The 22,571-nt window shown below is 54.5% G+C and carries 22 protein-coding genes; 9 read left to right on the top strand and 13 right to left on the bottom strand.

The window, feature by feature from the left end:
* Positions 1–136: 136 nt before the first annotated feature.
* The 4 genes from IXC47_RS00640 to IXC47_RS00625 all read right to left on the bottom strand — a co-directional run bounded on the left by IXC47_RS00640 (position 137) and on the right by IXC47_RS00625 (position 6,897).
* Positions 137–835 (bottom strand): hypothetical protein, encoded by a 699-nt coding sequence (locus tag IXC47_RS00640; protein ID WP_195874402.1) that lies wholly within the window; start codon positions 833–835, stop codon positions 137–139.
* Positions 836–1,435: 600 nt separating this feature from the next.
* Entirely contained in the window at positions 1,436–2,536 is a 1,101-nt protein-coding gene (locus IXC47_RS00635) for an MBL fold metallo-hydrolase (protein WP_195874401.1), read from the bottom strand.
* A 13-nt stretch (positions 2,537–2,549) separates the two neighbouring features.
* Positions 2,550–4,862, bottom strand: a complete 2,313-nt coding sequence (parC, locus tag IXC47_RS00630; protein WP_195874400.1) for a DNA topoisomerase IV subunit A — start codon at positions 4,860–4,862, stop codon at positions 2,550–2,552.
* Between the two features lie 49 nt (positions 4,863–4,911).
* Positions 4,912–6,897, bottom strand: coding sequence for a DNA topoisomerase IV subunit B (locus IXC47_RS00625; RefSeq protein WP_175625156.1), 1,986 nt, complete (start codon positions 6,895–6,897; stop codon positions 4,912–4,914).
* Between the two features lie 244 nt (positions 6,898–7,141).
* Between IXC47_RS00625 and IXC47_RS00620 the strand changes: the two genes are divergently transcribed.
* On the top strand, positions 7,142–8,098 hold the full coding sequence (locus IXC47_RS00620; protein ID WP_254873133.1) for a response regulator: 957 nt from the start codon (positions 7,142–7,144) through the stop codon (positions 8,096–8,098).
* Between the two features lie 12 nt (positions 8,099–8,110).
* Here the strand turns inward: IXC47_RS00620 and IXC47_RS00615 are convergent, their stop codons facing one another.
* The gene (locus tag IXC47_RS00615; protein ID WP_175625157.1) at positions 8,111–9,280 is read right to left on the bottom strand and encodes a vWA domain-containing protein; all 1,170 of its coding nucleotides are present in this window, start codon (positions 9,278–9,280) and stop codon (positions 8,111–8,113) included.
* Between the two features lie 11 nt (positions 9,281–9,291).
* Positions 9,292–10,146 carry an AAA family ATPase gene (locus IXC47_RS00610; protein WP_195874399.1) on the bottom strand — a complete coding sequence of 285 codons (855 nt, stop codon included), beginning with the start codon at positions 10,144–10,146 and terminating at the stop codon, positions 9,292–9,294.
* 114 nt (positions 10,147–10,260) lie between these two features.
* On the opposite strand from IXC47_RS00610, the gene IXC47_RS00605 reads away from it, so the two are divergent.
* From IXC47_RS00605 to IXC47_RS00595, 3 genes are all read left to right on the top strand, one after another.
* Positions 10,261–12,399, top strand: a complete 2,139-nt coding sequence (locus IXC47_RS00605) for a site-specific recombinase (protein ID WP_195874398.1) — start codon at positions 10,261–10,263, stop codon at positions 12,397–12,399.
* A gap of 171 nt (positions 12,400–12,570) precedes the next feature.
* Positions 12,571–12,891, top strand: a complete 321-nt coding sequence (locus tag IXC47_RS00600; RefSeq protein ID WP_175625159.1) for a c-type cytochrome — start codon at positions 12,571–12,573, stop codon at positions 12,889–12,891.
* A 12-nt stretch (positions 12,892–12,903) separates the two neighbouring features.
* Positions 12,904–13,257: a c-type cytochrome gene (locus IXC47_RS00595; RefSeq protein WP_195874397.1), complete on the top strand. Its 354-nt coding sequence runs from the start codon at positions 12,904–12,906 to the stop codon at positions 13,255–13,257.
* Between the two features lie 73 nt (positions 13,258–13,330).
* Here IXC47_RS00595 and IXC47_RS00590 read toward each other — a convergent pair whose 3' ends face one another.
* The gene (locus IXC47_RS00590; protein WP_124573400.1) at positions 13,331–13,753 is read right to left on the bottom strand and encodes a DUF1841 family protein; all 423 of its coding nucleotides are present in this window, start codon (positions 13,751–13,753) and stop codon (positions 13,331–13,333) included.
* Between the two features lie 153 nt (positions 13,754–13,906).
* Between IXC47_RS00590 and IXC47_RS00585 the strand changes: the two genes are divergently transcribed.
* Entirely contained in the window at positions 13,907–14,524 is a 618-nt protein-coding gene (locus tag IXC47_RS00585) for a malonic semialdehyde reductase (protein ID WP_230089326.1), read from the top strand.
* 21 nt (positions 14,525–14,545) lie between these two features.
* On the opposite strand, the gene nth is transcribed toward IXC47_RS00585, so the two are convergent.
* The 4 genes from nth to fdxA all read right to left on the bottom strand — a co-directional run bounded on the left by nth (position 14,546) and on the right by fdxA (position 17,775).
* A complete protein-coding gene (nth, locus tag IXC47_RS00580) occupies positions 14,546–15,196 on the bottom strand; it encodes an endonuclease III (RefSeq protein ID WP_195874396.1) in 651 nt (216 codons plus the stop codon).
* Positions 15,197–15,889, bottom strand: coding sequence for an electron transport complex subunit RsxB (gene rsxB / locus IXC47_RS00575; RefSeq protein ID WP_195874395.1), 693 nt, complete (start codon positions 15,887–15,889; stop codon positions 15,197–15,199).
* A gap of 114 nt (positions 15,890–16,003) precedes the next feature.
* On the bottom strand, positions 16,004–17,239 hold the full coding sequence (locus IXC47_RS00570) for a polyhydroxyalkanoate depolymerase (protein WP_175625227.1): 1,236 nt from the start codon (positions 17,237–17,239) through the stop codon (positions 16,004–16,006).
* Between the two features lie 212 nt (positions 17,240–17,451).
* Positions 17,452–17,775, bottom strand: coding sequence for a ferredoxin FdxA (gene fdxA, locus IXC47_RS00565; RefSeq protein WP_175625228.1), 324 nt, complete (start codon positions 17,773–17,775; stop codon positions 17,452–17,454).
* A 288-nt stretch (positions 17,776–18,063) separates the two neighbouring features.
* Between fdxA and IXC47_RS00560 the strand changes: the two genes are divergently transcribed.
* Genes IXC47_RS00560 through IXC47_RS00550 form a run of 3 tightly spaced genes read left to right on the top strand, consistent with a single transcriptional unit; the run spans position 18,064 to position 20,753 of the window.
* Entirely contained in the window at positions 18,064–19,470 is a 1,407-nt protein-coding gene (locus IXC47_RS00560; protein ID WP_195874394.1) for a sodium:proton antiporter, read from the top strand.
* A gap of 10 nt (positions 19,471–19,480) precedes the next feature.
* The gene (locus IXC47_RS00555) at positions 19,481–20,464 is read left to right on the top strand and encodes a 2-hydroxyacid dehydrogenase (protein WP_195874393.1); all 984 of its coding nucleotides are present in this window, start codon (positions 19,481–19,483) and stop codon (positions 20,462–20,464) included.
* A gap of 4 nt (positions 20,465–20,468) precedes the next feature.
* Positions 20,469–20,753 (top strand): polyhydroxyalkanoic acid system family protein, encoded by a 285-nt coding sequence (locus IXC47_RS00550; protein WP_195874392.1) that lies wholly within the window; start codon positions 20,469–20,471, stop codon positions 20,751–20,753.
* A 63-nt stretch (positions 20,754–20,816) separates the two neighbouring features.
* Here IXC47_RS00550 and IXC47_RS00545 read toward each other — a convergent pair whose 3' ends face one another.
* Positions 20,817–21,071, bottom strand: a complete 255-nt coding sequence (locus IXC47_RS00545; RefSeq protein ID WP_175625232.1) for an acyl-CoA-binding protein — start codon at positions 21,069–21,071, stop codon at positions 20,817–20,819.
* A 59-nt stretch (positions 21,072–21,130) separates the two neighbouring features.
* Complete coding sequence (locus tag IXC47_RS00540; RefSeq protein WP_012078588.1) at positions 21,131–21,487, bottom strand: FKBP-type peptidyl-prolyl cis-trans isomerase; 357 nt, start codon at positions 21,485–21,487, stop codon at positions 21,131–21,133.
* A 187-nt stretch (positions 21,488–21,674) separates the two neighbouring features.
* Between IXC47_RS00540 and IXC47_RS00535 the strand changes: the two genes are divergently transcribed.
* On the top strand, positions 21,675–22,562 hold the full coding sequence (locus IXC47_RS00535) for an EI24 domain-containing protein (protein ID WP_230089325.1): 888 nt from the start codon (positions 21,675–21,677) through the stop codon (positions 22,560–22,562).
* Positions 22,563–22,571 lie beyond the last annotated feature (9 nt).

Below are 22,571 nucleotides of genomic sequence, written 5' to 3'. Positions count from 1 at the left end.
TTTCTTGCTTGACTCACTACTTTCTAGAAAATACCCTTGAGGCACAGAGTTCTATGTTGATATTGAATGTAAGATCAGTAGTGCTCGTTATGAAGGAAAAGTCTTTAGAGCTGCTTTCAGCACAGGACGCCATTGTTTAAATCACGGCTTCTCTTTCGTTATTTACTTCGTCATTACCGCAAAGCTGTCCTTGTACTTCAAGGAACCAGAAGTCGCCATGTCGCGTCCAGTCTAAGGTGTATTTGTTTTTAAGTTCAATGTTGACGTCTTTGCCACCAATTGGGGTTGAGAGTTTAATTGGGCCGAATGTCGTGCCGTGTGAAATGTCATAGGCCCAGCATTTTGCCTTTTTTTGAACGGGATGAACCATTCTACCCATATCGTTCATGACTAAAGCGATGCCTTCGTGCGCATGACCCACGTCAACATAGCGCTCCAAAATTGCCAAGTCTTCGTATACATCTTTCATAAAGATGTCTGTTGCTCCCCGCTTGCCCCCAGACGACGCTAATGTTCTATAACACTTCATCTCTATGGCAATTTTATGAGTTTGCAATTCGGAGGTGCCTGTGAATAACACATCAATTTCGCAATTAGCCTTTCCAATTTTCACACCACTTTCAAGTTCCAGTGTGAAGCTTTCTGATTTGTGGAAAACAATAAGAGGTAAAAGCTGTTGCAATAGGTAGCTGAACTGTAGCTGCATTGATGCTTCTTTATTGATGGCTATGATTTTTCCGCCAATTTTGCGCGCGAGCAGCGACCAAGCGAGAGATACAGCAGCCCTCATGCGGAGAGATAAACAGTCTGATTCAATATTTTTGTTTTCGCTCATATTATTAATTTCGATGTGTCACGTAGATTATTGTTTTATTGTTACTCGGAAGGAAATTGGTAATAGAAAGGAAAACCTGAAGTCGTAGACATTAGACCCGCACAGGTAGCAGATATAGCCAAGCGAGATTCAACTCCAAAAAGACCATAACAAGGTGAGTAATAAACCTGTTATCCCGAGATAAAGACCAACAGAAGCCAATCGACCGATAAGAATAAGACTCCTCAAATCCGTGTCTTTTAACATCTTCTTCGAAATTTCCCCCCATACATACTGCATCCGAAAAGACGTCCCGATACCGTGGCTCGTTATCGAATACCAGGAGGAGTCAATTGTAAAATTTCTCTTTTTTAAAACCAGACGAAATAGTTTTTCTCGGATTATCTGTCTTGTAATGATTGATGTTCCTGATAACACCATGCATATCAAAAAGAGATAAGGAAATACATCATCAGCCATGTGTTGCGTCCCGGCGGTAGAAATTTAAAACGGTTAACATAGCTGCTAATAGGCTAGCTGATTTTAATTCTATGTAGACATTAATTTTAAGCCGCGCTTTTTGTACTGGTGGCGCATTGAATATACAACCTGACGCACCCATCAAAACCGCACCATCTCCCCATGCTCCAGCGCCACAAAATCCGCCGCCGGTATATGCGCCTTCTTCAACTCTTCAGCTAAAGCCTTAGGCGGTTCATCCAGCGCTTCATCTGTCAGTTCAAACGTACCCCAATGTATGCCGATAGAACGTTTGGCATGCACGTTCTGATGAATTTTCACTGCCTCGCCCGGATCAACGTGTTGTGCTCGCATGAACCAGCGCGGTGCGTAAGCACCTATAGGCAATAGCGCCAGGTCGAACGGTGCAAAGCGTTTGCCTATGTCTTCAAAATCTTTGGAGAAGCCGGTGTCCCCGGCAAAGAAGAATGACTTTGCTGGCTTCGTATCAGCAGCGGTCGTGACCGCCCAGCCACCCCACAGCGTCTGGAAGCGGTCGTTCAGTGTACGCGCCGACCAGTGCTGGACCGGAACGAAGTTGAAGGCGAGACCGCCCAGGTCGGTCTTGTCCCACCAGCCCAGTTCCTGCACGTTGGTGATGCCTATGTCTGCCATCCATTGCTTGATACCCAACGGCACCAGGAAGAGTGGCGCGCCACCTGTTTGCTGGTTCAGCTTGAGTACGGTGTCTTTGTCCAGGTGGTCGTAGTGATTGTGCGAGATGAGGACGACGTCTATGTGCGGCAATTGCGCATAGTCGAGTGCAGGTGGCACTTTGCGTTTCGGGCCCATGAAGGTGAACGGTGATGCGCGCTCCGACCAGATCGGATCGGTGAGTATGTTGAGGCCGCGCATTTGTACCAACACCGTCGCGTGGCCTATCCAGGTGGCGGTTGAGACTTCTTTGTTCGCTTGCAACCAGCCCGCATCTGCTTTCACGATGGGGAAGTGATAGCCGTTGGCAGGTGGCTTGGGCAAGCCTTGTGTCAGGCGCTCCCATTGCCATTTCAGGAAGGAACCGCCGATTTCACCTTGCAGGTAGTTGTTTTTGTAGAGCGGTGGTGGTGGGCTGATGTAGGCGCGGTAGCAACCGTAGCTGGCCATGAGCAGGGCGGCCAGTAAAGCCCATCGAAGACGGCGGCGCGTCTTCGATGGTGGAGTCTGGGCAGATGAAACTGATGGGGATGGTTCCGTACTGCTCATGACTATGCATTACCTATTTTTTCGGGCTGAGCGTGGTCGCTTTGATTTTGGATTCCAGCGCCTTGCCTTTGCGTGCACGTTTGCCGATGTGGATGCCGAGGCCGGATGCAGACAAGTCTACTTCCTGTGTCTTGCCGCCACGTCCTGCGCCAGTGACGATGACGCCGCGCTGGCTGATCGGTTGTGCTGCCAGCAGTTTTTCTTTCGGCTCCAGATCCATCAGGATCACACCGCGGCCACCTGCGGTGAGTGATTTGATTTCATCAATGCCGAATACCAGCAGGCGTCCTTTTTCCGACAGGCAGGCAATCGCGCTGGCACCGTCGATCACTGGGCGTGGTGGCAATGGTTCGTCGCCATCGTCCAGCGTGATGAAGGCTTTGCCGCCGCGTGTGCGGCTGACCATGTCGCCGGATTTGGCGGTGAAGCCGTAACCTGCGGTTGATGCCATCAGCAGTGTGACGTCAGCCGGACCTGCAAAGTAGTGCAGGATGCGGGTGCCGCTCGCCAGTTCAACCAACGTGGTGATAGGTACACCATCGCCACGTGCACCAGGCAGGGCGGAGACCGGAACCGAGTAGATACGGCCGTTCGAGCCGAATACCAGCAGCGAATCTACGGTGCGGCATTCGAAGGTGTCGTACAGCGTATCACCTGCCTTGAAGGTGAATTGCGCTGCATCGTGGCCGTGGCCGGTACGTGCACGGACCCAGCCTTTTTGCGAGATGACGACTGTCACAGGCTCATCGATGACTTTGGTTTCGACCGAGGCTTTTTCTGCCACTTCGATCAGGGTGCGGCGTGCGTCACCAAACTGTTTCTCGTCGGCTTCGATTTCCTTGATGACCAGGCGTTTCATCGACGATGGATTGTCGAGCAGGTCTTGTAAGGTAGTTTTTTCGTTGCGCAGTTCGGCCAGTTCTTGCTGGATCTTGATGGTTTCCAGTCGTGCCAATTGGCGCAAGCGGATTTCCAGGATGTCGTCAGCCTGGCGTTCCGACAGGCGGAACGCGTCCATCAGTGCCGGTTTCGGTTCGTCCGATTCGCGGATGATCTTGATGACTTTATCGATATTTAGCAGGATGGCTTCGCGGCCTTCGAGGATGTGGATACGGTCGTCAACTTTTTGCAGGCGGAATTGGGTACGACGGGTGATCGTGGTGAAGCGGAAGTCTATCCATTCACGCAGGATATCGCCCAGCGATTTCTGACGCGGACGGCCATCGCCACCTATCATCACCAGATTGATGGAGACGCTGGTTTCCAGCGAGGTGTGCGCGAGCAACAGGTTGGTGAATTCGGTCTGGTCGAGGTTTTTCGATTTTGGCTCGAATACCAGGCGCACCGGTGCATCACGGCCGGATTCATCGCGTACCGCATCCAGCATCGAGAGCACGGTTTGCTTGAGTGCCAGTTGTTCCGGCGACAGCGATTTTTTGCCGAGCTTGATCTTTGGATTGGTCAGCTCTTCGATTTCTTCCAGTACTTTTTGTGCCGATGTGCCGTGCGGCAGTTCGGTCACGACTGCTTGCCACTGGCCGCGCGCCATGTCTTCTATTTTCCAGGTCGCACGTACTTTGACGCTGCCGCGACCGCTGGAGTAAATGTCGCTGATCGCGGTTGGTGAGGTGATGATCTGACCGCCGCCGGGGAAGTCAGGTCCCGGTACGATGGCCATCAATTCTTCGTGCGTCAGTTTTGGATTGCGTATCAGTGCAACCGCTGCTTTCGCAACTTCATGCAGGTTGTGCGACGGGATTTCGGTCGCCATACCGACGGCAATACCGGAAGCACCATTCAGCAGGACGAAGGGCAGGCGGCTAGGCAGCAGCTTGGGTTCGTCGGTCGAGCCGTCGTAGTTGGGCTGGAAGTCCACCGTGCCCATGTCGATTTCATCGAGCAGCAGCTTGGAGATCGGTGTCAGGCGTGCTTCGGTGTAACGCATCGCAGCGGCACCGTCGCCATCGCGCGAACCGAAGTTACCCTGGCCGTCGATCAGCGGATAGCGCAGCGAGAAGTCCTGGGCCATACGCACCAGCGCGTCGTAGACCGATTGGTCGCCGTGCGGATGCAATTTACCGAGTACGTCACCGACCACTGCGGCCGATTTACGCGGTTTGGCAGCGGAGTTCAGACCCAGTTCATTCATCGCAAACAGGATGCGGCGTTGTACCGGCTTCTGGCCGTCGCAGACGTCCGGCAAGGCACGACCCTTGACGACGGAGATGGCGTAATCCAGGTAGGCGCGTTCGGCGAAGGTGGCCAGTGTCAGCGCTTCCTCGTCATCGGCAGGTGCTGGGTCAAAGAGATTGGCTTGATCAGTCATTGTTGTTCTGAAAAATTATTCGATGTAGGTGAGGGCGTACAGGCGTCTATCAGATATCGGCTTCGGCTTCATTGCCGTGCTCTTCTATCCAGGTGCGGCGTGCAGCAGCTTCGCCTTTGCCCATCAACATATTGAAACGCGATTCGGAGGTACTCAGGTCGAACTCGCCGAGTGCAACCGGCAACAGGCGACGGGTGTCCGGATTCATGGTGGTTTCCCACAACTGTTCGGCATTCATTTCACCCAGGCCCTTGAAGCGCGAAATGCTCCACGCGCCGTCCTTGACGCCATCCTTGCGCAGTTTGTCTTCGATCGCTTCCAGTTCGCCATTGTCCAGTGCATAGATTTTTTGCACAGGCTTCTTGCCGCGTGCAGGTGCGTCTACACGGTACAGCGGTGGACGAGCGATACAGATATGACCGCGATCGATGAGTTGCGGGAAGTGTTTGAAGAACAGTGTCAGCAGCAGGACCTGGATGTGCGAGCCATCGACGTCCGCATCGGACAGGATGCAAATGCGACCGTAGCGCAGGTTGCTGAGGTCGACGTTATCGTTAGGGCCGTGCGGATCGACGCCTATCGCGACGGCGATATCGTGGATTTCATTGTTTGCGTACAGGCGGTCACGTTCGGTTTCCCACGAGTTGAGTACCTTGCCGCGCAGCGGCAGGATGGCCTGGAATTCCTTGTCGCGGCCCATCTTGGCCGAACCACCTGCTGAGTCACCTTCGACTAGGAACAGTTCATTGCGCGAGATGTCGCTGGATTCGCAATCGGTCAGCTTGCCCGGCAGGACGGCGACGCCCGATGATTTTTTCTTTTCGACTTTTTGTGCCGAGCGCAGGCGCGATTGCGCTTGCTTGATAACCAGCTCGGCCAGTTTCTTGCCGTAATCGACGTGCTGGTTGAGCCACAGTTCGAGTGCGGGGCGGGTGAATGATGCGACCAGTCGCACTGCGTCACGCGAGTTGAGGCGTTCCTTGATCTGGCCCTGGAACTGTGGGTCGAGTACTTTGGCCGACAGCACAAAGGAAACACGTGCAAACACGTCTTCCGGCAGCAGCTTCACGCCTTTCGGCAGCAGCGAATGCATTTCAACGAAGCTTTTCACCGCGCCAAACAAGCCTTCACGCAAACCGGATTCATGCGTACCGCCGTTCGAGGTCGGGATCAGGTTGACGTAGGATTCGCGCACTACTGCCCCATCCTCGGTCCAGGCCACGACCCAGGCTGCGCCTTCACCTTCAGCAAAACCTTCGGCGTCGGCACTGGCGTATTGCTCACCTTCAAACAATGGGATCAGGGTGTCTGCGTTGGACGCCTGTGCCAGTGATTCGGTGAGATAGCCGCGCAGACCCTGGTCGTATTGCCAGGTTTGCGTTTCGCCGTTCTTGGCATTGACCAGTGTGACTTTGACGCCCGGCAGCAGTACCGCCTTGGAGCGCAACAGGCGTTGCAGCTCGGCTTGTGGGATGACGGAAGAGTCGAAGTATTTCGCATCCGGCCAGGCGGTGACGCGCGTACCGCTGCGTTTTTCATCGCGGGCGATAGGGCGGGATTTCAGTGGTTCGACCACGTCGCCACCGGCAAACACCAGGTTGTGCACGCCGTTTTCGCGCCATACGGTAATTTCGAGGCGGGTCGAGAGTGCGTTCGTGACCGAAACACCGACACCATGCAAACCGCCGGAGAAGGCGTAAGCACCACCCGAACCCTTGTCGAATTTGCCGCCGGCATGCAGACGGGTGAAGACAATCTCCACGGTCGGGACTTTTTCTTCCGGGTGCAGGCCGACCGGAATACCGCGACCGTCGTCTTCGACGCTGACGCTGCCGTCAGTATTCAGTGTGACGAGGATGTTCTTGCAATAACCACCCAGTGCTTCATCGGAGGCATTGTCTATGACTTCCTGAATGATGTGCAGCGGGTTCTCGGTACGTGTGTACATGCCGGGACGCTGCTTGACCGGTTCAAGGCCTTTGAGAACACGGATGGATGATTCGCTATAGTCTGCAGAGGATTTTTTAGTGGCCATTCAATCGAATACTGGTAAGGGTGCTGGAATTAGGGTGCTAATTGCAAAACAGCATGAAATAGCGAAGTGTCTGCATTCTAATGAAAAAAGGCAATCCCCATCGCTTTCCATTTCCGTGATGCCGGGCATCAACACTGGATTGTGCCCAATTGTTAAATATGGTTATTTCCGTACGGCAATTGTGGCGTTTTTTTTGTAAAAGCGTTCAAATATATCTGTTTTGACAAATTGCCGACGAAATCGTGTGCTTGTCGGTACTACGCATCCGGACCAGATGGGTGCGCCATCAGATTTTATCAATGCATGCGTGTTGCATGGTAGTGGATTACCCGGCTCTGCGCCTCAGCAGCGCATCCTCAACAACAAGCAGATGTCAGCTAACAGTATTCCTTTTGCGGTCCGCCTGATCGGTTTCAAACCACAGGAGGTCGAGATTTTCGATGCCACTTTTGCCCTGGACCAAGGCAAGGGGTACGGCTATATCCGCCTGTCGGAAGACAATCTGCAAGATCCCGATTTATATATCGCCAATGCCGAGGAGTTGAAGGCATTGGTGGCTTTGTCCGATTTGCGCCCCAGCGACGTGCGCCCGGCCTTGCTGGTAGGGACTACCAGCATTCCTTTGCCTTATCCCAGCGTGGAGCGGCCGATACGCTGGCATCGCCTGTTCGATGCGCTCGATAAGTTAATAGAGAAGCGCGCCGATGCGTTGTCACGTCTCGAGGCATCCGACGTGGTGGCGGTGCCGGAACGCAGGCGGCGTGACCGGGTCGATATTGACCTGACTGATCCAGCCGAGTACCAGCGCATGCGTACCGAGTTGCCGCATGGCGGCGCAGTATTGGTCATCGATAAAACACCCGCCTTCCGTGATTACATCGCCGAGCTGCTGTTGCGTAACAAGACCGAAGTCTTGTGGGCCAGCAGTGAGGCTGAAGCGGAAGGTGCTTGCGCACGTCAACGCGTGGCGGTGGTGGTGATCAATACTTCTATGCAGGAAATCAATCCTTATCGCCTGTGCCAGACAGTGAAGGCGATACGTCCGGCTGACCGTACCTCGGTCATGTTCCTGGTCAGTAAAAGCAGCGGCTACGATGCCGAGCAGGCGCGTCAGGCCGGTTCAGATGGTTATCTGACCAAGCCGGTAGCGGCACATCACTTCATCAGCGCGCTCAAGAAATTCATGCATTTGCCGCGCTAAGCGCGACAACCGTCATTTGCTGAGCATGCGCATCCCGCGTTCCAGACCCTCAAGGGTCAGCGGATACATGCGGTTGTCCATCTGGCGACGGATGATGGCGATGGACTGGCGATATTCCCAGATGTGTTCCGGTTCAGGATTGAGCCAGATGTAGTTGGGGAAGGCTTTGGTAAAGCGCTGCAGCCATTCGGCTCCGGCTTCTTCATTGTGATAATCGACGGCGCCGCCAACCTGCAATATTTCATACGGGCTCATGGTCGCGTCACCAACGAAGATAACTTTGGTATCCGGTGTGTACTTGCGCAGTACATCCCAGGTGGCGAAACGTTCGGTGCGCTTGCGTTGATTGTTGCGCCACAGCTGATCGTAGACGCAATTATGGAAGTAGTAAAACTCCATATTCTTGAACTCGGCCCGGGCCGCCGAGAATAATTCCTCGGTGCGCTGGATGTGATCATCCATGGAGCCGCCTACATCCAGCAGCATCAATACCTTGATATTGTTTTTGCGCTCCGGCTGCATCTTGATATCGAGATAGCCGGCATTGTTGGCGGTGGCACGTACGGTATCGTCCAGTGAAAATTCATCGTGCGCACCTTGCCGTGCAAATTTGCGCAGGCGACGCAAGGCGACCTTCACATTGCGTGTGCCGATTTCGCGCGATGCATCGTAATCGCGGTAGGTGCGTTGCTCCCAGACTTTGACCGCAGTGCGGTTGCGACTTTCGCCGCCTATGCGTATGCCTTCCGGGTTGGTGCCGCTATTGCCGAATGGCGAGGTGCCGCCGGTGCCTATCCACTTGTTGCCGCCTTCGTGGCGTTCTTTCTGTTCCTTCAGCAATTGCTGCAGGCGTTCCTGCAATTTGTCGTAGCCGAATTTTTGCAGTGCTGCCAGATCTTCCGGCGATAGTTTGCGCGCAGCATTCTTCAGCAGCCAGTCGAGCGGGATCGCAGCATTTTCTTCAAAGGCAGTACTGATGCCTTTGAAGTAGAGACCGAAGGCGCGATCGAATTTATCGAAATTCGATTCATCTTTCACCAGCGTCAGACGCGCCAGATAATAAAAATCATCGAAGGAGAGGCTGATCACGTCTTTTTCCAATGCTTCGAGCAGCACCAGGAATTCCTTGATGGATACAGGAATTTTGGCGTCTTTCAGCGTGAAGAAAAAATCGATCAGCACAAACGTATTCCTCAGCGATTGGTGCGCGACATGAAGACCAGGCGCTCGAACAGATTGATGTCCTGTTCATTCTTCAGCAAAGCACCATGCAGCGGCGGCACGATGGTTTTATCGTCCTGGCTGCGCAATGCTTCCGGCGGGATGTCTTCCGCCAGCAAGAGTTTGAGCCAGTCCAGCAATTCGGAGGTCGACGGTTTTTTCTTCAGGCCGCTGACTTCGCGTATCTGGTAAAACACTTCGAGTGCCTTGGCCAGCAGTTCGCGCTTCAGGTTGGGGAAATGCACGGCGACAATTTGCTCCATCGTGTCGCGGTCCGGAAACTTGATGTAATGGAAGAAGCAGCGGCGCAAAAAGGCGTCCGGTAGTTCCTTTTCGTTATTCGATGTAATAATGACGAGTGGTCGGTGCTTGGCTTTGACCATTTCACGTGTTTCGTACACATAGAATTCCATGCGATCGAGTTCGCGCAGCAAGTCGTTGGGAAACTCGATATCTGCTTTGTCGATTTCATCAATCAGCAGTACCACTTGTTGGTCCGCGGCGAATGCCTGCCACAGTACGCCTTTGACGATGTAATTGCCGATGACCTTGACGCGCTCATCGCCGAGCTGCGAATCACGCAGGCGCGATACCGCATCGTACTCATACAGGCCTTGCTGGGCTTTTGTGGTGGATTTGATATGCCATTGCAGTAGCGGCATGCCGAGGGCGGCAGCGACTTCTTCTGCCAGCATGGTTTTGCCGGTACCTGGCTCACCCTTGATCAAGAGCGGACGTTGCAAGGTCAGCGCGGCATTGACGGCCAGCTTGAGGTCGCCGGTGGTGACGTAGCTCAGGGAACCTTCGAAGCGTGTTTCTTGTCGCATGGCGGTGTCATTAAAATGAAAAGAAATCGGAGTATAAGCGAGAAGGCTGGCTATATACACAGCGGCGATAATGGCTGTTACGCTTCAGCATAGCTTCTCCTTACAATAAATATAATGAAAATCTCTTTCCTTAGAATCTTCGCAGTGTGGCGCAGATTCCGTACTGGCGCTTTGCAACATCACGCCGACAATGCGCGCTACCTGCAGCAGTTCGAAGCACTGGCGCGGCGCGCTGATCCGAATGCGTCGTGGCAAATGCGTGCCAACTGGATGATAGACCTGGCCGACTGGATACGCCGCGAACCCAAGGTGTCCTTGCTGGACGAAGCCGAGTGGAGCCGTATCAAGAGCCTGCGCATACGCTATATGCTGGACTGGCTGGATGAAAATCGCGATGTACGCCAGATTGTGCAAGCGACCCTGCGCAAGACTTTGCGTGAAGCAACCGGCCCCGAATTGTTTTCTGCCACCGGCTTGCCGCGTGAATCGGCATTCTTCTCGGAACTGTCGGAGCGGGTGGTCAAGCACATACTGCCGCCGCCGCTGAACCAGCATGATTTGTCGACCCTGTTCACCGCGATGTTCCCGGATGAATCGGATGCCGACTGGTTGCTGGAACTGGATTCCCAGACCCTGTCGCGCCTGTGGAAGCTGGGTGCAGATGACGGCATTGCGCACGGTTATCGCAAGCAGATCGATGAAGCGATGTTGTATCTGGTGACGATGGTGATCTCCATCGGTATCAGTCCGGCCTTCCGGCAGCGCCTGGAACCGCGCATGCCTTTGCTGGCTACGCCATTCATGGCTTTGCGCCGTGAACTGGAAAACTATCTGGTGACCAGTGAACGCGATGAAGGTGCACTGCGCAGCGTGCGCATGCTGATTGCAGTGTGCCAGGCGCAGACCGATAAGATCTACGCGCATCTGGATGAATACGGTGTGTCGGTCGGCCTCGTGTACAACGTTGAGCGCATGCGCGCACAGTTGACGCGTGTCGCGCGCTTGCTGGATTTGCGTAATACCTCGCACGTGGAAGAGGGCTCGGGTCAGGTGCAGGCTGTGCTGGTCGACCTGATCGTGGCGCACCACCGTCGTTCCTCGATCCGTGAACTGGTCAATCGCAGCTTCTCGCTGCTGGCGCGCAAGATGGTTGAACGCAATGCCAGCCACGGCGAGCATTACATCGCCAGTGATCGCCAGGAATATCGTGCGATGTTGAAAGCCGCCTTGCTCGGTGGTTTTGTCACTGCCTTCACCGCGCTGGCCAAAGTCGGCATTACCGGCCTCGGCCTGGCGCAATTCTTTGAAGGCGCCTTTCTTTCCATTAATTATGCAGTGAGCTTTTTGCTCATCACCGCGATTGGCGGCGTGCTGGCGACCAAGCAACCGGCTGTGACGGCACCGGCGCTGGCAGCGCAGATGGGCGAGCTGGAAACGGTAGAGGGCTTGCGCGAGTTGCTGGCCAAGATTGCGGCCTTGCTGCGTTCACAAGCTGCTGCTGTATTTGGTAACTTGATGGCGGTTGCACCTGTTATCGTCGCGCTCTCGTTTGCCTTCCTGTACCTGACCGGCAAACCGGTGATGAGCGCAGAGAAGGCACATGCCAGCATAGCTTCGCTGTCTTTCGTCGGCGTCACACCTTTGTTTGCGGCCTTCACCGGCATCCTGCTGTGGATCGCCAGCCTGATTTCCGGCTTTGCCGATAACTGGTTTGCCTTGCGTCGCCTGAAGGAGTCCATCGCACATCATCGTCGCCTGGTGCATGCACTGGGTGCGAACCGGGCGCAACGCTGGGCGGAATGGCTGGAGCACAATATCTCCGGTATCGTCGCCAACGTGTCGCTCGCTATCTTGCTCGGCATGGTGCCAGTGATCGCGCATTTCTTTGGATTGCCGCTGGATGTACGCCACGTAACGCTGTCGACTGCGACGCTGGCGGCGGCGGTGACTACGCTGGGCTGGCACGTGATGGCGACGCCGGAATTCTGGCTGGCTTGCGTCGGTATCGTTGCCATCGGTTTGCTCAACGTCGGTGTGGCATTTGGCTGTGCTCTGACACTGGCATTGCGTGCGCGTGACGTGCCGAAACGGGTGCGTCGCCTGGTTTTCCGTGCCATGTTGCGACGCTTCACCCTGACACCATATATCTTCTTCTGGCCGACCCAGCCGGAGGCGGCAGCCCCTGCCGCAGCGCTTGAAAACGACGTCGAAGAAGACGAAGAGCAAGCACCGGCGCGGCCTCGCGAAGAGTAAGGGAGTGCTTTGTCGGATACTGTCCACGCTCCGGGAATTGAGCGTGGACGCTCCGATAGTCTTGGGGTAGAATCGAGCGGTTTTGGTGTGGCGAAGTAATAATTTCACTATATAAAAAGCTGTCCGCAGCCACGCCACCCGCAGGTTTCGTCTCACTTACCCATAGCTATCATGAAAAAACTATTTGCGCTTCTCGCGCTCGCGGGTGTGGCTAACATCACTACCGCAGCGGAAATCGTTGGTGACGCTAAGGCGGGTGCCAACAAGGTGTCGATGTGTATCGGATGCCATGGCATCCCGGGATACAAGGCGACGTTTCCTGAGGTATACCAAGTTCCGATGATAGGTGGACAGTCGGATAAATACATAGCAGCAGCCCTGCATGCATATAAAAAGGGTGATCGCAATCATCCTTCGATGCGTGGCATCGCTGAGAGCTTGTCGGATCAGGACATCGCTGACGTTGCTGCGTACTACTCGCAGCAGAAATAAGGGGAGCCACAAATGAAAAAAATCATCTCATTGGCGGTTCTTTCCCTGTCGGCAGTTGTTTCGGTGCATGCATCGGCTGAGAGCAAAATCGATGCGGGCAAGGCAGCCGTCACCAAATTCAATTGCGCATCCTGTCACGGTGCGGATTTCAAAACCCCTATCGATCCTGCCTATCCGATTTTGGCTGGCCAGCATAAGGATTACCTGAAGCACGCACTGGTGTCGTACAAGCGCGGCAACAAGGCATCGAACGGTCGCGGCAATCCAATCATGGAGCCACTGGCCAAGCAGTTGTCGAGCCAGGATATCGAAAACATCGCTGCTTATCTGCACAGCCTGCCGACCAATCTGGTACTGCGCAAGTAAGCACCACGGTAAGTTTCATCATCCAATAAAAAAGCCACGCTGAGCGTGGCTTTTTTATGTCTGGCGCAATAGATCAGCGGCGCTTGATGCATTCTATGTAAGCTGCACCGTCAGGCGGCAAACCACTGCGCTGCGAAGTCCAAATCATTTCTCCCAGGCATTCCATGATGTGATGGTGTGCTTCGTGCTCGGAATCCAGGCGGCGCGCCAGTCCGGTATAGGCGGCGCGTATGCCGGGCGGCTGGTCGATCGAAATCTGTTCAGCGATCGATAAATGCATGGACAGGTGCAAGAACGGATTGGCCTGGCCAGATTCCACCGTGTAATCCTGTGCCAGTGCTGCTTCGACGTCTGTCAACGCATCCGCGTATTCCGGGTGCTGAATGATCCAGTCACGGGCGATAGCTTCCAGCGGAGTGAGGATTTCATTCGCACGTTGCTTGCGGAAGGTTTCGCAGAAAAAGCGACGTACGTCGTGTTGTGAAGGTGTAAACATGGATTCAGAAGCTGCATAAAAAGCTGCATAAAAGAGCCGGACATTAGGCACAGACCGATATTGTACGTGGCTTGGCGCTGAACTGCTGGCCTGGTTTCGGATACCATAGCGGCTATTGTCACCGATTTAGCCCTGATTGCAGTCCGTCAGGGCATGCCTTTTGAAACTTTGAAAATGAAAGTCGCCATGTTGAACCAGGAAGCGCTCGATACCCTCTTTACCAAAGCCCATACCAATACCGTCTGGACCGACAAACCGGTGACCAATGGTCAGTTGCGTGAGATCTACGAATTGATGAAGTGGGCGCCGACCTCGATGAATTCGCAACCGGCCCGTATCGCCTTCATCAAGTCGCCGGAAGCCAAAGCAAAACTGGCAGCCTGCGTCTCTGGCGGTAATGTACAGAAAGTATTGACCGCACCTATCACCGCCATCATCGGCATGGATATGGCCTTTCCGCGCAAGATGCCGCAATTGTTCCCGCACATGGATGCGCAATCGCTATTCAATGCAGATGAAAAACTGACGGCGGACACCGCCTTCCGTAACTCTTCATTGCAGGGTGCTTACTTCATCATGGCAGCACGCGCTATCGGCCTGGATTGCGGTCCGATGTCGGGCTTTGATGCAGCGAAAGTGAACGAGGCTTTCTTCGTCGGTACTAAAGTACAGGCCAACTTTATTTGCAGCATCGGCTATGGCGACCACGAAAAAATCAAACCGCGTTTGCCACGCCTGACCTTTGAAGCGGCTTGCGCGATCGTGCTGTAAGCAGGGATTAAAGCCAGGGGCTTACACGCCCTTGGCAGGCAGCGGTGTCTTGGACTTGTATTCACACAAGTCCGCAATCACGCAATTCCAGCATTTCGGAGTACGGGCGATACAGGTGTAGCGTCCGTGCAGGATGAGCCAGTGGTGCGCATCCTGCTGGAATTCCGGCGCGACAAATTTCATCAGCTTTTGCTCGACGATGTCGACATTCTTGCCCGGTGCCAGGCCGGTACGATTTGAGACGCGGAAGATGTGTGTATCGACCGCGATGGTCGGCTCACCAAAAGCCGTATTCATCACCACGTTCGCAGTCTTGCGACCCACCCCCGGTAATGCCTCCAGTGCTTCGCGTGTGCGTGGCACTTCACCGCCATGTTCAGCGATCAGGATGCGGCAGGTTTCGATGACGTTCTTTGCCTTGGTGCGATACAAGCCTATGGTCTGGATGTAAGGGATCAGGCCTTCGACGCCGAGCGCGTAGATTTTCTTGGGTGTACCTGCATGCGGATACAGTTTGCGCGTCGCCTTGTTGACCGAGACGTCGGTGGCTTGTGCCGACAGCAGTACAGCGATCAGTAACTGGAACGGGGTTTGGTATTCAAGTTCGGTAGTCGGGTGCGGATTGGCAGCGCGGAGTCGGGTAAATATCTCGCGTCGTTTTTCTGCATTCATTTACTTGGCGTCCTTTTCCGCTTGTTCTTTTTTCAGGCGGGCGCGTTCTATCGCGGCCTGGATGATGGCTTTCTTGCGTGCCTGTTCGGCTTGCTCTTCTTCCGAGATAGCGGTTTCAGCTTGCACGGCCTGCAGTTTGGAGGCGGCCTTGGCGGCCAGCCGTGCGTCGTTTTCTTCTTTTTCGCGCTTCAGGCGCTGCGTGCGGAAATCGTGGCGTGCACGTGCGTCGTCAGCCTGCGCCTGTGACCATGCATCCCAGCCAGTCCTGCCAGCGGTGACGTCGACCATTGCGATGCAATCGACCGGGCACGGTGCGACGCACAGGTCGCAGCCGGTACACAGGTCATTGACGATGGTGTGCATTTGTTTGGCAGCACCGACTATCGCATCCACCGGACACGCCTGTATGCACAGCGTGCAGCCTATGCACAGGCTTTCGTCGATGACGGCGACCGGGCGCGGGCGCTCATGGCCATTGACCGGATTGATGGGGATGACAGGCTTGCCGAGCAATTTCGCCATACGCGCCACACCCTCGATACCACCAGGGGGGCATTGGTTGTAGTTGGCGCTACCGTCGGCTATCGCTTCCGCATACGGACGGCATGCGGGATAGCCGCATTTCGTACATTGCGTTTGGGGCAGCAGATCTTCAAGCTGATCGGCGAGCGATTTTTGGCTAGGTGGAGACACAGCAAGTCGTGTAAGGGATAAAACAAGATTATCGTCTTATCCGGGCGACTGCGCCAAATAGAAAAGGGCGGGAAGGGGTTTGCAGCCCGATTTTTTTGCCTCGGGCTGCGCTAATTAAGAATGCTTCGCAATAAAGTCGCTAATTTGCGGGCAAATGATCTCGCGCCATTTGCGACCCGAGAAAATACCGTAATGCCCACACTGCGGTGCGGTGAATTGCTGCTTGTTGGCTTTGGGGATAGACGAACACAATTCCTGCGCCGCATGGGTCTGGCCCAGGCCGGAAATGTCATCGCGCTCACCTTCGATGGTGAACAGCGCAACAGTCTTGATATCTTGCGGCTTGACCAGCTTGCCTTCCACTTCCCAAGTACCTAGCGGCAAGCGGTGTTCCTGGAACACGGTCTTGATGGTTTCGAGGTAGTACTCGGCAGGCATATCCAGCACCGCGTTGTACTCATCGTAAAACTTGCGATGTTCTTCCGCTGATTCGTTGTCGCCTTCGCGCAAGTGCATATAGAAGTCCCAGTGACTTTGTGCATGACGACCCGGATTCATCGCGATGAAGCCGGCGTGCTGCAGGAAGCCCGGATAGACCTTGCGGCCAAAGCCTGGATAGCTGGCAGGCACGCTGTGTATGACCTGGTTCTCAAACCACGAATATGGTTTCTCGGTAGCGAGGTTGTTGACTTGCGTCGGCGATTTGCGCGGGTCGATAGGGCCGCCCATCATGGTCATCGACTTGGGCAGGTGCGGATCACGCTCGCTCGCCATCAGTGAAATCGCTGCCAGTACCGGTACGGTAGGCTGGCACACCGAAATCACATGCAGGTTGGGTCCGAGTTGACGGATGAAATCCTGGATGTAATAGATGTAATCGTGCAGATGGAACGGGCCTTCAGTCAGCGGCACCATGCGCGCATCGCGCCAGTCGGTGATGTAGACATCATGCTCGACCAGCAGGCTGCGTACGGTATCGCGCAGCAAGGTAGCGTGGTGGCCGGACAATGGTGCGACCAGCAATATGGTCGGTTGCTTGAGTGCGGCAAATGCCTTCGCGCTCAAATCCTTCTTGAAATGCAGCAGCGTGCAGAAGGATTTTTCTTCTGCCACTTCTTCAATAATCTTGACGTCCTTGCCCTTGACGCTGACCGAGCTGATACCGAAATGCGGCTTCTCGTAATCCTTGCCAAGGCGATACATCAATTCGTAACCAGCCGCGATAGGCTGGGCAAAAGGTGTATAGGCCAAAGGGGAAACGGGATCGCTAAACAGTTTGGACGATGCTTCCGCCCATTGGATCAGCGGATTGAGCAGGCTGCGGTTGAGCTCATGCAATTGATAAAGCATAGAAACTTCTTTCGTTGACAGTGGTCAATTGATTGTCGGGACAAAGCCATTATATTGCAATGCACCATTGATAACTATTCTACGTTAAACAACGTTTATCGGATGTAAAGCAGCATTATGTTGTTGCCAAGACAATAATTTTTGTTGCCAAGCCACACAAGAAAAAACGCCCTGTGGCGAACCAGAGGGCGTTTTTATCGGGTAGCGGCAGCTTAGCGTTCCAGATACTGCAGCTTGTCTGTTTTGTCTTTCCACTCTTCGGCTTCAGCCATAGGTGGTTTGGTTTTGGTGATCGATGGCCATGCGCGCGACAACTCGACGTTGAGCTGGATGAAGTGCTGCTGGTCAGCCGGCACATCTTCTTCTGCATAGATCGCGTTGACAGGGCATTCAGCTACGCATACTGCGCAATCGATACATTCATCCGGATCGATAGACAGGAAATTCGGGCCTTCGCGGAAGCAATCAACCGGACACACATCTACGCAGTCTGTGTAACGGCAAAGAATGCAGGAATCGGTTACTACGTGGGTCATACCAGTCCTAACTGTAAATATTTGAATTAAGCATCGGCTGCCTGGTCATGACAGCAGGTATTTAAGACCCGCCTTATTGCAGCCGCAAAGCGTTGTATTTTAAGGCAAATCGCTATTTCCCACAAACCACTCTTATACCGATTCCGAATAAGCAAATGCGTTGAGCGTCTTATGTCGCGGCACGGCGCGCGTTTTTTCCGGATCGCTACGCCTGCAGCCTGGCCCGGGATTGCCGGGTGGACATGATTTTTCTGGGCTAAAATGGCATCCCCTCAATACGGAGTCCCCATGCGCGCAAATTTCCTCGTCGGCATGCTTGCCCTGAGCCCAGCCCTGTGCGGCGCGGCAGAGTTAAATGGTAACGGCCTGTCAGTTTTGTGGGGGATACCCTTTGCTGGACTACTGCTCTCCATCGCACTTTGCCCTTTGCTGACGCCTGCTTTCTGGCATCACCATTTCGGTAAACTGACGGCCGCCTGGTCACTGGCCTTTTTGCTGCCATGCGCTTATTTCTTTGGTGCGTCGACTGCGGTACATGGTGCAGTACATGCGTTTGTTGCTGAATTCTTTCCTTTCCTGATCCTGATTACCTCGCTGTTTGTGGTGGCGGGCGGGATATGCGTACGCGGTAATTTGCACGGTACGCCAGCGCTGAATACCGGTTTGCTGGCGATAGGCACTGTCCTCGCCAGCTTCATGGGTACCACCGGCGCGGCAATGCTCTTGATCCGTCCGCTGATACGTGCCAACGATAATCGCAAGCACGCAGCGCACATCGTGATTTTCTTTGTTTTCCTGGTAGCGAATGCTGGCGGTGCGCTGACGCCGCTGGGCGATCCGCCACTGTTTCTCGGCTTCCTGAAAGGGGTCGATTTTTTCTGGACGGTTAAACATCTGTTCGCGCCCACCATCTTCCTGTGTGTAGCCTTGCTGATTATTTTTTACCTGCTGGATAGTCACTACTATCACAAGCGCGAAGAAGTGAAGCCGCCTGAACTGGACCCGACACCGGATTCAGCGATCCGTTTCGAGGGCAAGATCAATTTCGTTTTGCTGGGCATCATCGTCGTGATGGTATTGCTGAGTGGTTTCTGGAAGCCCGGCGTTTCCTATGTGCTGTTCGGTAATACGCTGGAACTGCAAAACCTGTTGCGCGACGGCGCATTGATCGCGGTGATTTTCCTGTCGCTGGCAGTGACGCCCAAGGGTGCGCGCAGTGGCAATGAATTTTCCTGGGGGCCGATACAGGAAGTCGGCAAGCTGTTTGCCGGTATCTTCATCACCATCATTCCGGTGATTGCGATGCTGCGTGCCGGCGAAGCGGGTGCTTTTTCCAGCATCGTGCGCGCCGTTACCGATGGCAGTGGCCAGCCTATCAATGCCATGTATTTCTGGGCGACCGGCGTCCTGTCTTCTTTCCTCGATAATGCGCCAACCTATCTGGTTTTCTTCAACACTGCCGGTGGTGATGCGCAGGTCCTGATGACGACTATGGCCGCCACGCTGGCTGCGATTTCTGCCGGTGCGGTGTTCATGGGTGCCAATAGTTATATCGGGAATGCACCGAATATGATGGTCAAGGCAATAGCCGAGGAACGCGGCATCAAGATGCCGTCCTTCTTTGGCTATATGGCCTGGTCGTGTGCGATTCTGATTCCCCTGTTTGTTTTAATGACGTTCATTTTTTTCACCTGAGGAGAGATATATGAAGGCGAAAGTACTCGTCGCGCGCGCAACGTTTCCCGACGTGATTGAACGCTTGCAGCAGAAGTTTGAAGTTGAATCGAATCAGGAAGACAAGATTTTTTCTCCTGCCGAGTTGCTGCAAAAAATGCAGGGCAAGGATGCTGTGGTGATCACCGCCAGCGAAAAAATGACGGCAGAAGTGATTGCCGCCAATCCGCAATTGAAAGCCATCTGTAACGTCGCCGTCGGTTATAACAATATCGATGTGGCGGCCGCAACCGCTGCCGGCGTGATGGTGACGAATACACCGGATGTACTGAACGAAACCACCGCTGATTACGCGTGGACGCTGTTGATGTCGAATGCGCGTCGTGTGTGCGAATCCGAGCACTGGCTGCGTGCCGGTCACTGGAAGCACTGGCGTTTCGACAGTTTCCTCGGTGCGGATATCCACGGCGCAACGCTGGGCATCCTTGGCATGGGCCGCATCGGGCAGGCGATCGCACGTCGCTCGATGGGCTTTGATATGAACGTGATTTATCACAACCGCTCGCGCGCGACGCCAGAGCAGGAAGCCTATGCCAACAACGCACGTTATGTCAGCAAGGAAGAATTGCTGCGCGGTGCTGATCACCTGATCCTGGTCTTGCCATACTCGCCGCAAACGCATCACATCATAGGCGCGGCCGAATTGGCGCTGATGAAGCCGACCGCAACGCTGGTGAATATTGCACGTGGCGGCATCGTCGATGATGTAGCGCTGATCGCTGCCTTGCGTGAGAAGCGCATCGCATCGGCTGGGCTGGATGTGTTTGAAAACGAGCCAGCCTTGCACCCTGACTTCCTGACCTTGTCGAATGTGGTGCTGACACCGCACATAGGCAGCGGCTCGGAAAAAACCCGCCGGGCGATGGCGGATTGCGCTTCGGCCAATCTGGCAGCAGCCATGAGCGGCCAGCAACCACCGAATTTACTCAACCCGGAAGTGAAAGCGAAGAAGTAAGCACATGGCAGATATCAGTATCACGCAGGAGCATCAGCTCCCGCTGCAACAGGCAAAAGACGCGGCACAAAAAGTCGCGGACAGGATGGCGGCAGAATTTGATATGACCACGCAATGGGATGGCGATACCCTGTCGTTCAAGCGCAGTGGTGTGGCCGGTACGCTGGCCTTGCGCGAGAAAGAAGCGCAAATCGATATCACGCTGGATTTCCTGTTCAAGGCTTTTGCCGGCCCGCTGCAGGAAAAAGTGGCGCGCAATATGAAGAAGTATTTTGCCGAAGCTGCCTGAGTATTTGCCCCGAGCCAAATAAAAAAGCCCCGTCACGACGGGGCTTTTTGTTGTGGCGGCAGATCAGCCTTTCAGATCATTCACCAGGTCTATGTACTGCTGCTTGGCATCGTCTTGCGACGTGCCTTGCAGATTGTTCCACGCATCCCATTTGGCACGGGCCACGAAGTCTGTCATCGCTGGCTGTTCGCCAGTTGCGTCGCCACTGCTGGCCTGTTTGAACAAACCGTAGATTTTCAGCAGGGTCAGGTTGTCCGGACGCTCCGGCAAAGTCTTGGAGTCGGCTAATGCTTGCTCGAATTGCTCTTGCAGGCTCATATCTGTTCCTTTAAGAAAGTTGACAGGTGTATCCGTGGTGGAGCGTAGCGGAACGAGTCTTATACGCCCAGCAATTCCACTTCAAAAATCAGGGTAGCGTGCGGAGGAATTACACCACCAGCACCGCGTGCGCCGTAGCCGAGCGACGAAGGGATGATCAGGGTACGGGTACCACCGATTTTCATGCCTTGTACGCCTTCGTCCCAGCCTTTGATCACATGACCAGCGCCGAGTGGGAATTGGAACGGATCGCCACGATCCTTGCTCGAATCGAATTTGGCGCCTGCGCTGCCGTCGTCGTTTTGCAGCCAGCCGGTGTAATGCACGGTCACGTGCGCGCCTGCAGTTGCTTCAGCGCCGTCGCCTACTACTTTGTCTTCGTATTGCAGGCCGGAGGAGGTCGAGGTGGTAGCCATGTGGTTCCTTTAAAAATGTAGTCAGAAAGTGGAGCAGATTGTAGCAGGTGGATTTGGTTTTAACAGTAGCCGGCCCGGCGCAGGCGCGCCGCAGGCCGACACGGTAAAATGGCTGACCCGTACGGTGTGGGCTTTTCCTGCCGCGGCAGGTCGGTACGGAATAGATTTTTCTAAGGATATTTTCATCATGCGCCCGGTATTCACTTCTTTCGGACGAGCACTTTTATCGCAATTGCATTTCAGGATGCTGATGCTGAGCGTGATTCCGTTCGTGCTGTCGATTATCGTCTGGGGTATAGGTTTGTGGCTGTACCTGCAAACCATGATTGACTGGCTGCAAAATTACTTTGTGGAAAATGACGGCTTCCGCGTTACCAACGAGTTACTGATGTGGTTGGGCATGGGAGCGCTCAAGACAGTGGTGGTGCCGCTGATTGCGATGTGGATTTTGTTGCCGCTGATGATACTGACGGCGCTGATCTTTGTCGGTGTGATGGCGATGCCGGCCATCGTCAAGCATGTAGGCAGTCGGCGTTACAAGGACCTGGAAGCACGCAAGGGCGGTACCTTCTTCGGCAGCCTGTGGATGTCGACTTCATCCTTCACCGTCTTCCTCGTGCTGTGGCTGATCACTTTGCCGCTTTCGCTGATTCCGCCGCTGACCTTTGTGATCCAGCCGCTGCTGTGGGGCTGGCTGACGTATCGCGTAATGGCCTACGACGCACTGGCCGATCATGCTGATCCGGCAGAACGCAAAATCATCCTGCGCATACACCGCTGGCAATTGCTGGTGATAGGCGCGATCACTGGCGCGATGGGTGCTGCGCCCACTTTGCTGTGGCTGGGTGGCGCTTTGTCGGTGATCTTTTTCCCGGTGCTGGCAGCGGGTGCGATCTGGCTGTATGTGCTGGTCTTTATCTTCAGCGGCTTGTGGTTCCAGCATTACTGCATGGATGCATTGACCCAGTATCGCGCCGAACAGGCTGCGGCGGAGCAAGCGAAGGCAGCGACAGTAAGCGTGATCGCCTTGCCCGCATCTGAAAACACCGACCCTACAAACAATCCTCATCCCTGACGCAAGAAG

Origin of the sequence: Herminiimonas contaminans, assembly GCF_015645465.1 — a bacterium.
In the GTDB taxonomy this organism is placed as follows: Bacteria; Pseudomonadota; Gammaproteobacteria; order Burkholderiales; family Burkholderiaceae_D; genus Oxalicibacterium; species Oxalicibacterium contaminans.
The sequence above is the reverse complement of the archived record's forward strand: the minus strand, read 5'-3'. Positions and strand labels throughout refer to the sequence as shown.

Excerpts from the sequence above, each read along its gene's own strand:
- IXC47_RS00590 (WP_124573400.1), bottom strand. The coding sequence starts at position 13,753 with ATGTTTACACCTTCACAACACGACGTACGTCGCTTTTTCTGCGAAACC.
- parC (WP_195874400.1), bottom strand. The coding sequence starts at position 4,862 with ATGACTGATCAAGCCAATCTCTTTGACCCAGCACCTGCCGATGACGAG.
- IXC47_RS00635 (WP_195874401.1), bottom strand. The coding sequence starts at position 2,536 with ATGAGCAGTACGGAACCATCCCCATCAGTTTCATCTGCCCAGACTCCA.
- IXC47_RS00535 (WP_230089325.1), top strand. The coding sequence starts at position 21,675 with ATGCGCCCGGTATTCACTTCTTTCGGACGAGCACTTTTATCGCAATTG.
- IXC47_RS00550 (WP_195874392.1), top strand. The coding sequence starts at position 20,469 with ATGGCAGATATCAGTATCACGCAGGAGCATCAGCTCCCGCTGCAACAG.
- nth (WP_195874396.1), bottom strand. The coding sequence starts at position 15,196 with ATGAATGCAGAAAAACGACGCGAGATATTTACCCGACTCCGCGCTGCC.
- IXC47_RS00570 (WP_175625227.1), bottom strand. The coding sequence starts at position 17,239 with ATGCTTTATCAATTGCATGAGCTCAACCGCAGCCTGCTCAATCCGCTG.
- IXC47_RS00600 (WP_175625159.1), top strand. The coding sequence starts at position 12,571 with ATGAAAAAACTATTTGCGCTTCTCGCGCTCGCGGGTGTGGCTAACATC.
- IXC47_RS00610 (WP_195874399.1), bottom strand. The coding sequence starts at position 10,146 with ATGCGACAAGAAACACGCTTCGAAGGTTCCCTGAGCTACGTCACCACC.
- IXC47_RS00560 (WP_195874394.1), top strand. The coding sequence starts at position 18,064 with ATGCGCGCAAATTTCCTCGTCGGCATGCTTGCCCTGAGCCCAGCCCTG.
- IXC47_RS00625 (WP_175625156.1), bottom strand. The coding sequence starts at position 6,897 with ATGGCCACTAAAAAATCCTCTGCAGACTATAGCGAATCATCCATCCGT.
- fdxA (WP_175625228.1), bottom strand. The coding sequence starts at position 17,775 with ATGACCCACGTAGTAACCGATTCCTGCATTCTTTGCCGTTACACAGAC.
- IXC47_RS00595 (WP_195874397.1), top strand. The coding sequence starts at position 12,904 with ATGAAAAAAATCATCTCATTGGCGGTTCTTTCCCTGTCGGCAGTTGTT.
- IXC47_RS00605 (WP_195874398.1), top strand. The coding sequence starts at position 10,261 with ATGAAAATCTCTTTCCTTAGAATCTTCGCAGTGTGGCGCAGATTCCGT.
- IXC47_RS00555 (WP_195874393.1), top strand. The coding sequence starts at position 19,481 with ATGAAGGCGAAAGTACTCGTCGCGCGCGCAACGTTTCCCGACGTGATT.
- IXC47_RS00545 (WP_175625232.1), bottom strand. The coding sequence starts at position 21,071 with ATGAGCCTGCAAGAGCAATTCGAGCAAGCATTAGCCGACTCCAAGACT.
- IXC47_RS00640 (WP_195874402.1), bottom strand. The coding sequence starts at position 835 with ATGAGCGAAAACAAAAATATTGAATCAGACTGTTTATCTCTCCGCATG.
- IXC47_RS00585 (WP_230089326.1), top strand. The coding sequence starts at position 13,907 with ATGCCTTTTGAAACTTTGAAAATGAAAGTCGCCATGTTGAACCAGGAA.
- IXC47_RS00540 (WP_012078588.1), bottom strand. The coding sequence starts at position 21,487 with ATGGCTACCACCTCGACCTCCTCCGGCCTGCAATACGAAGACAAAGTA.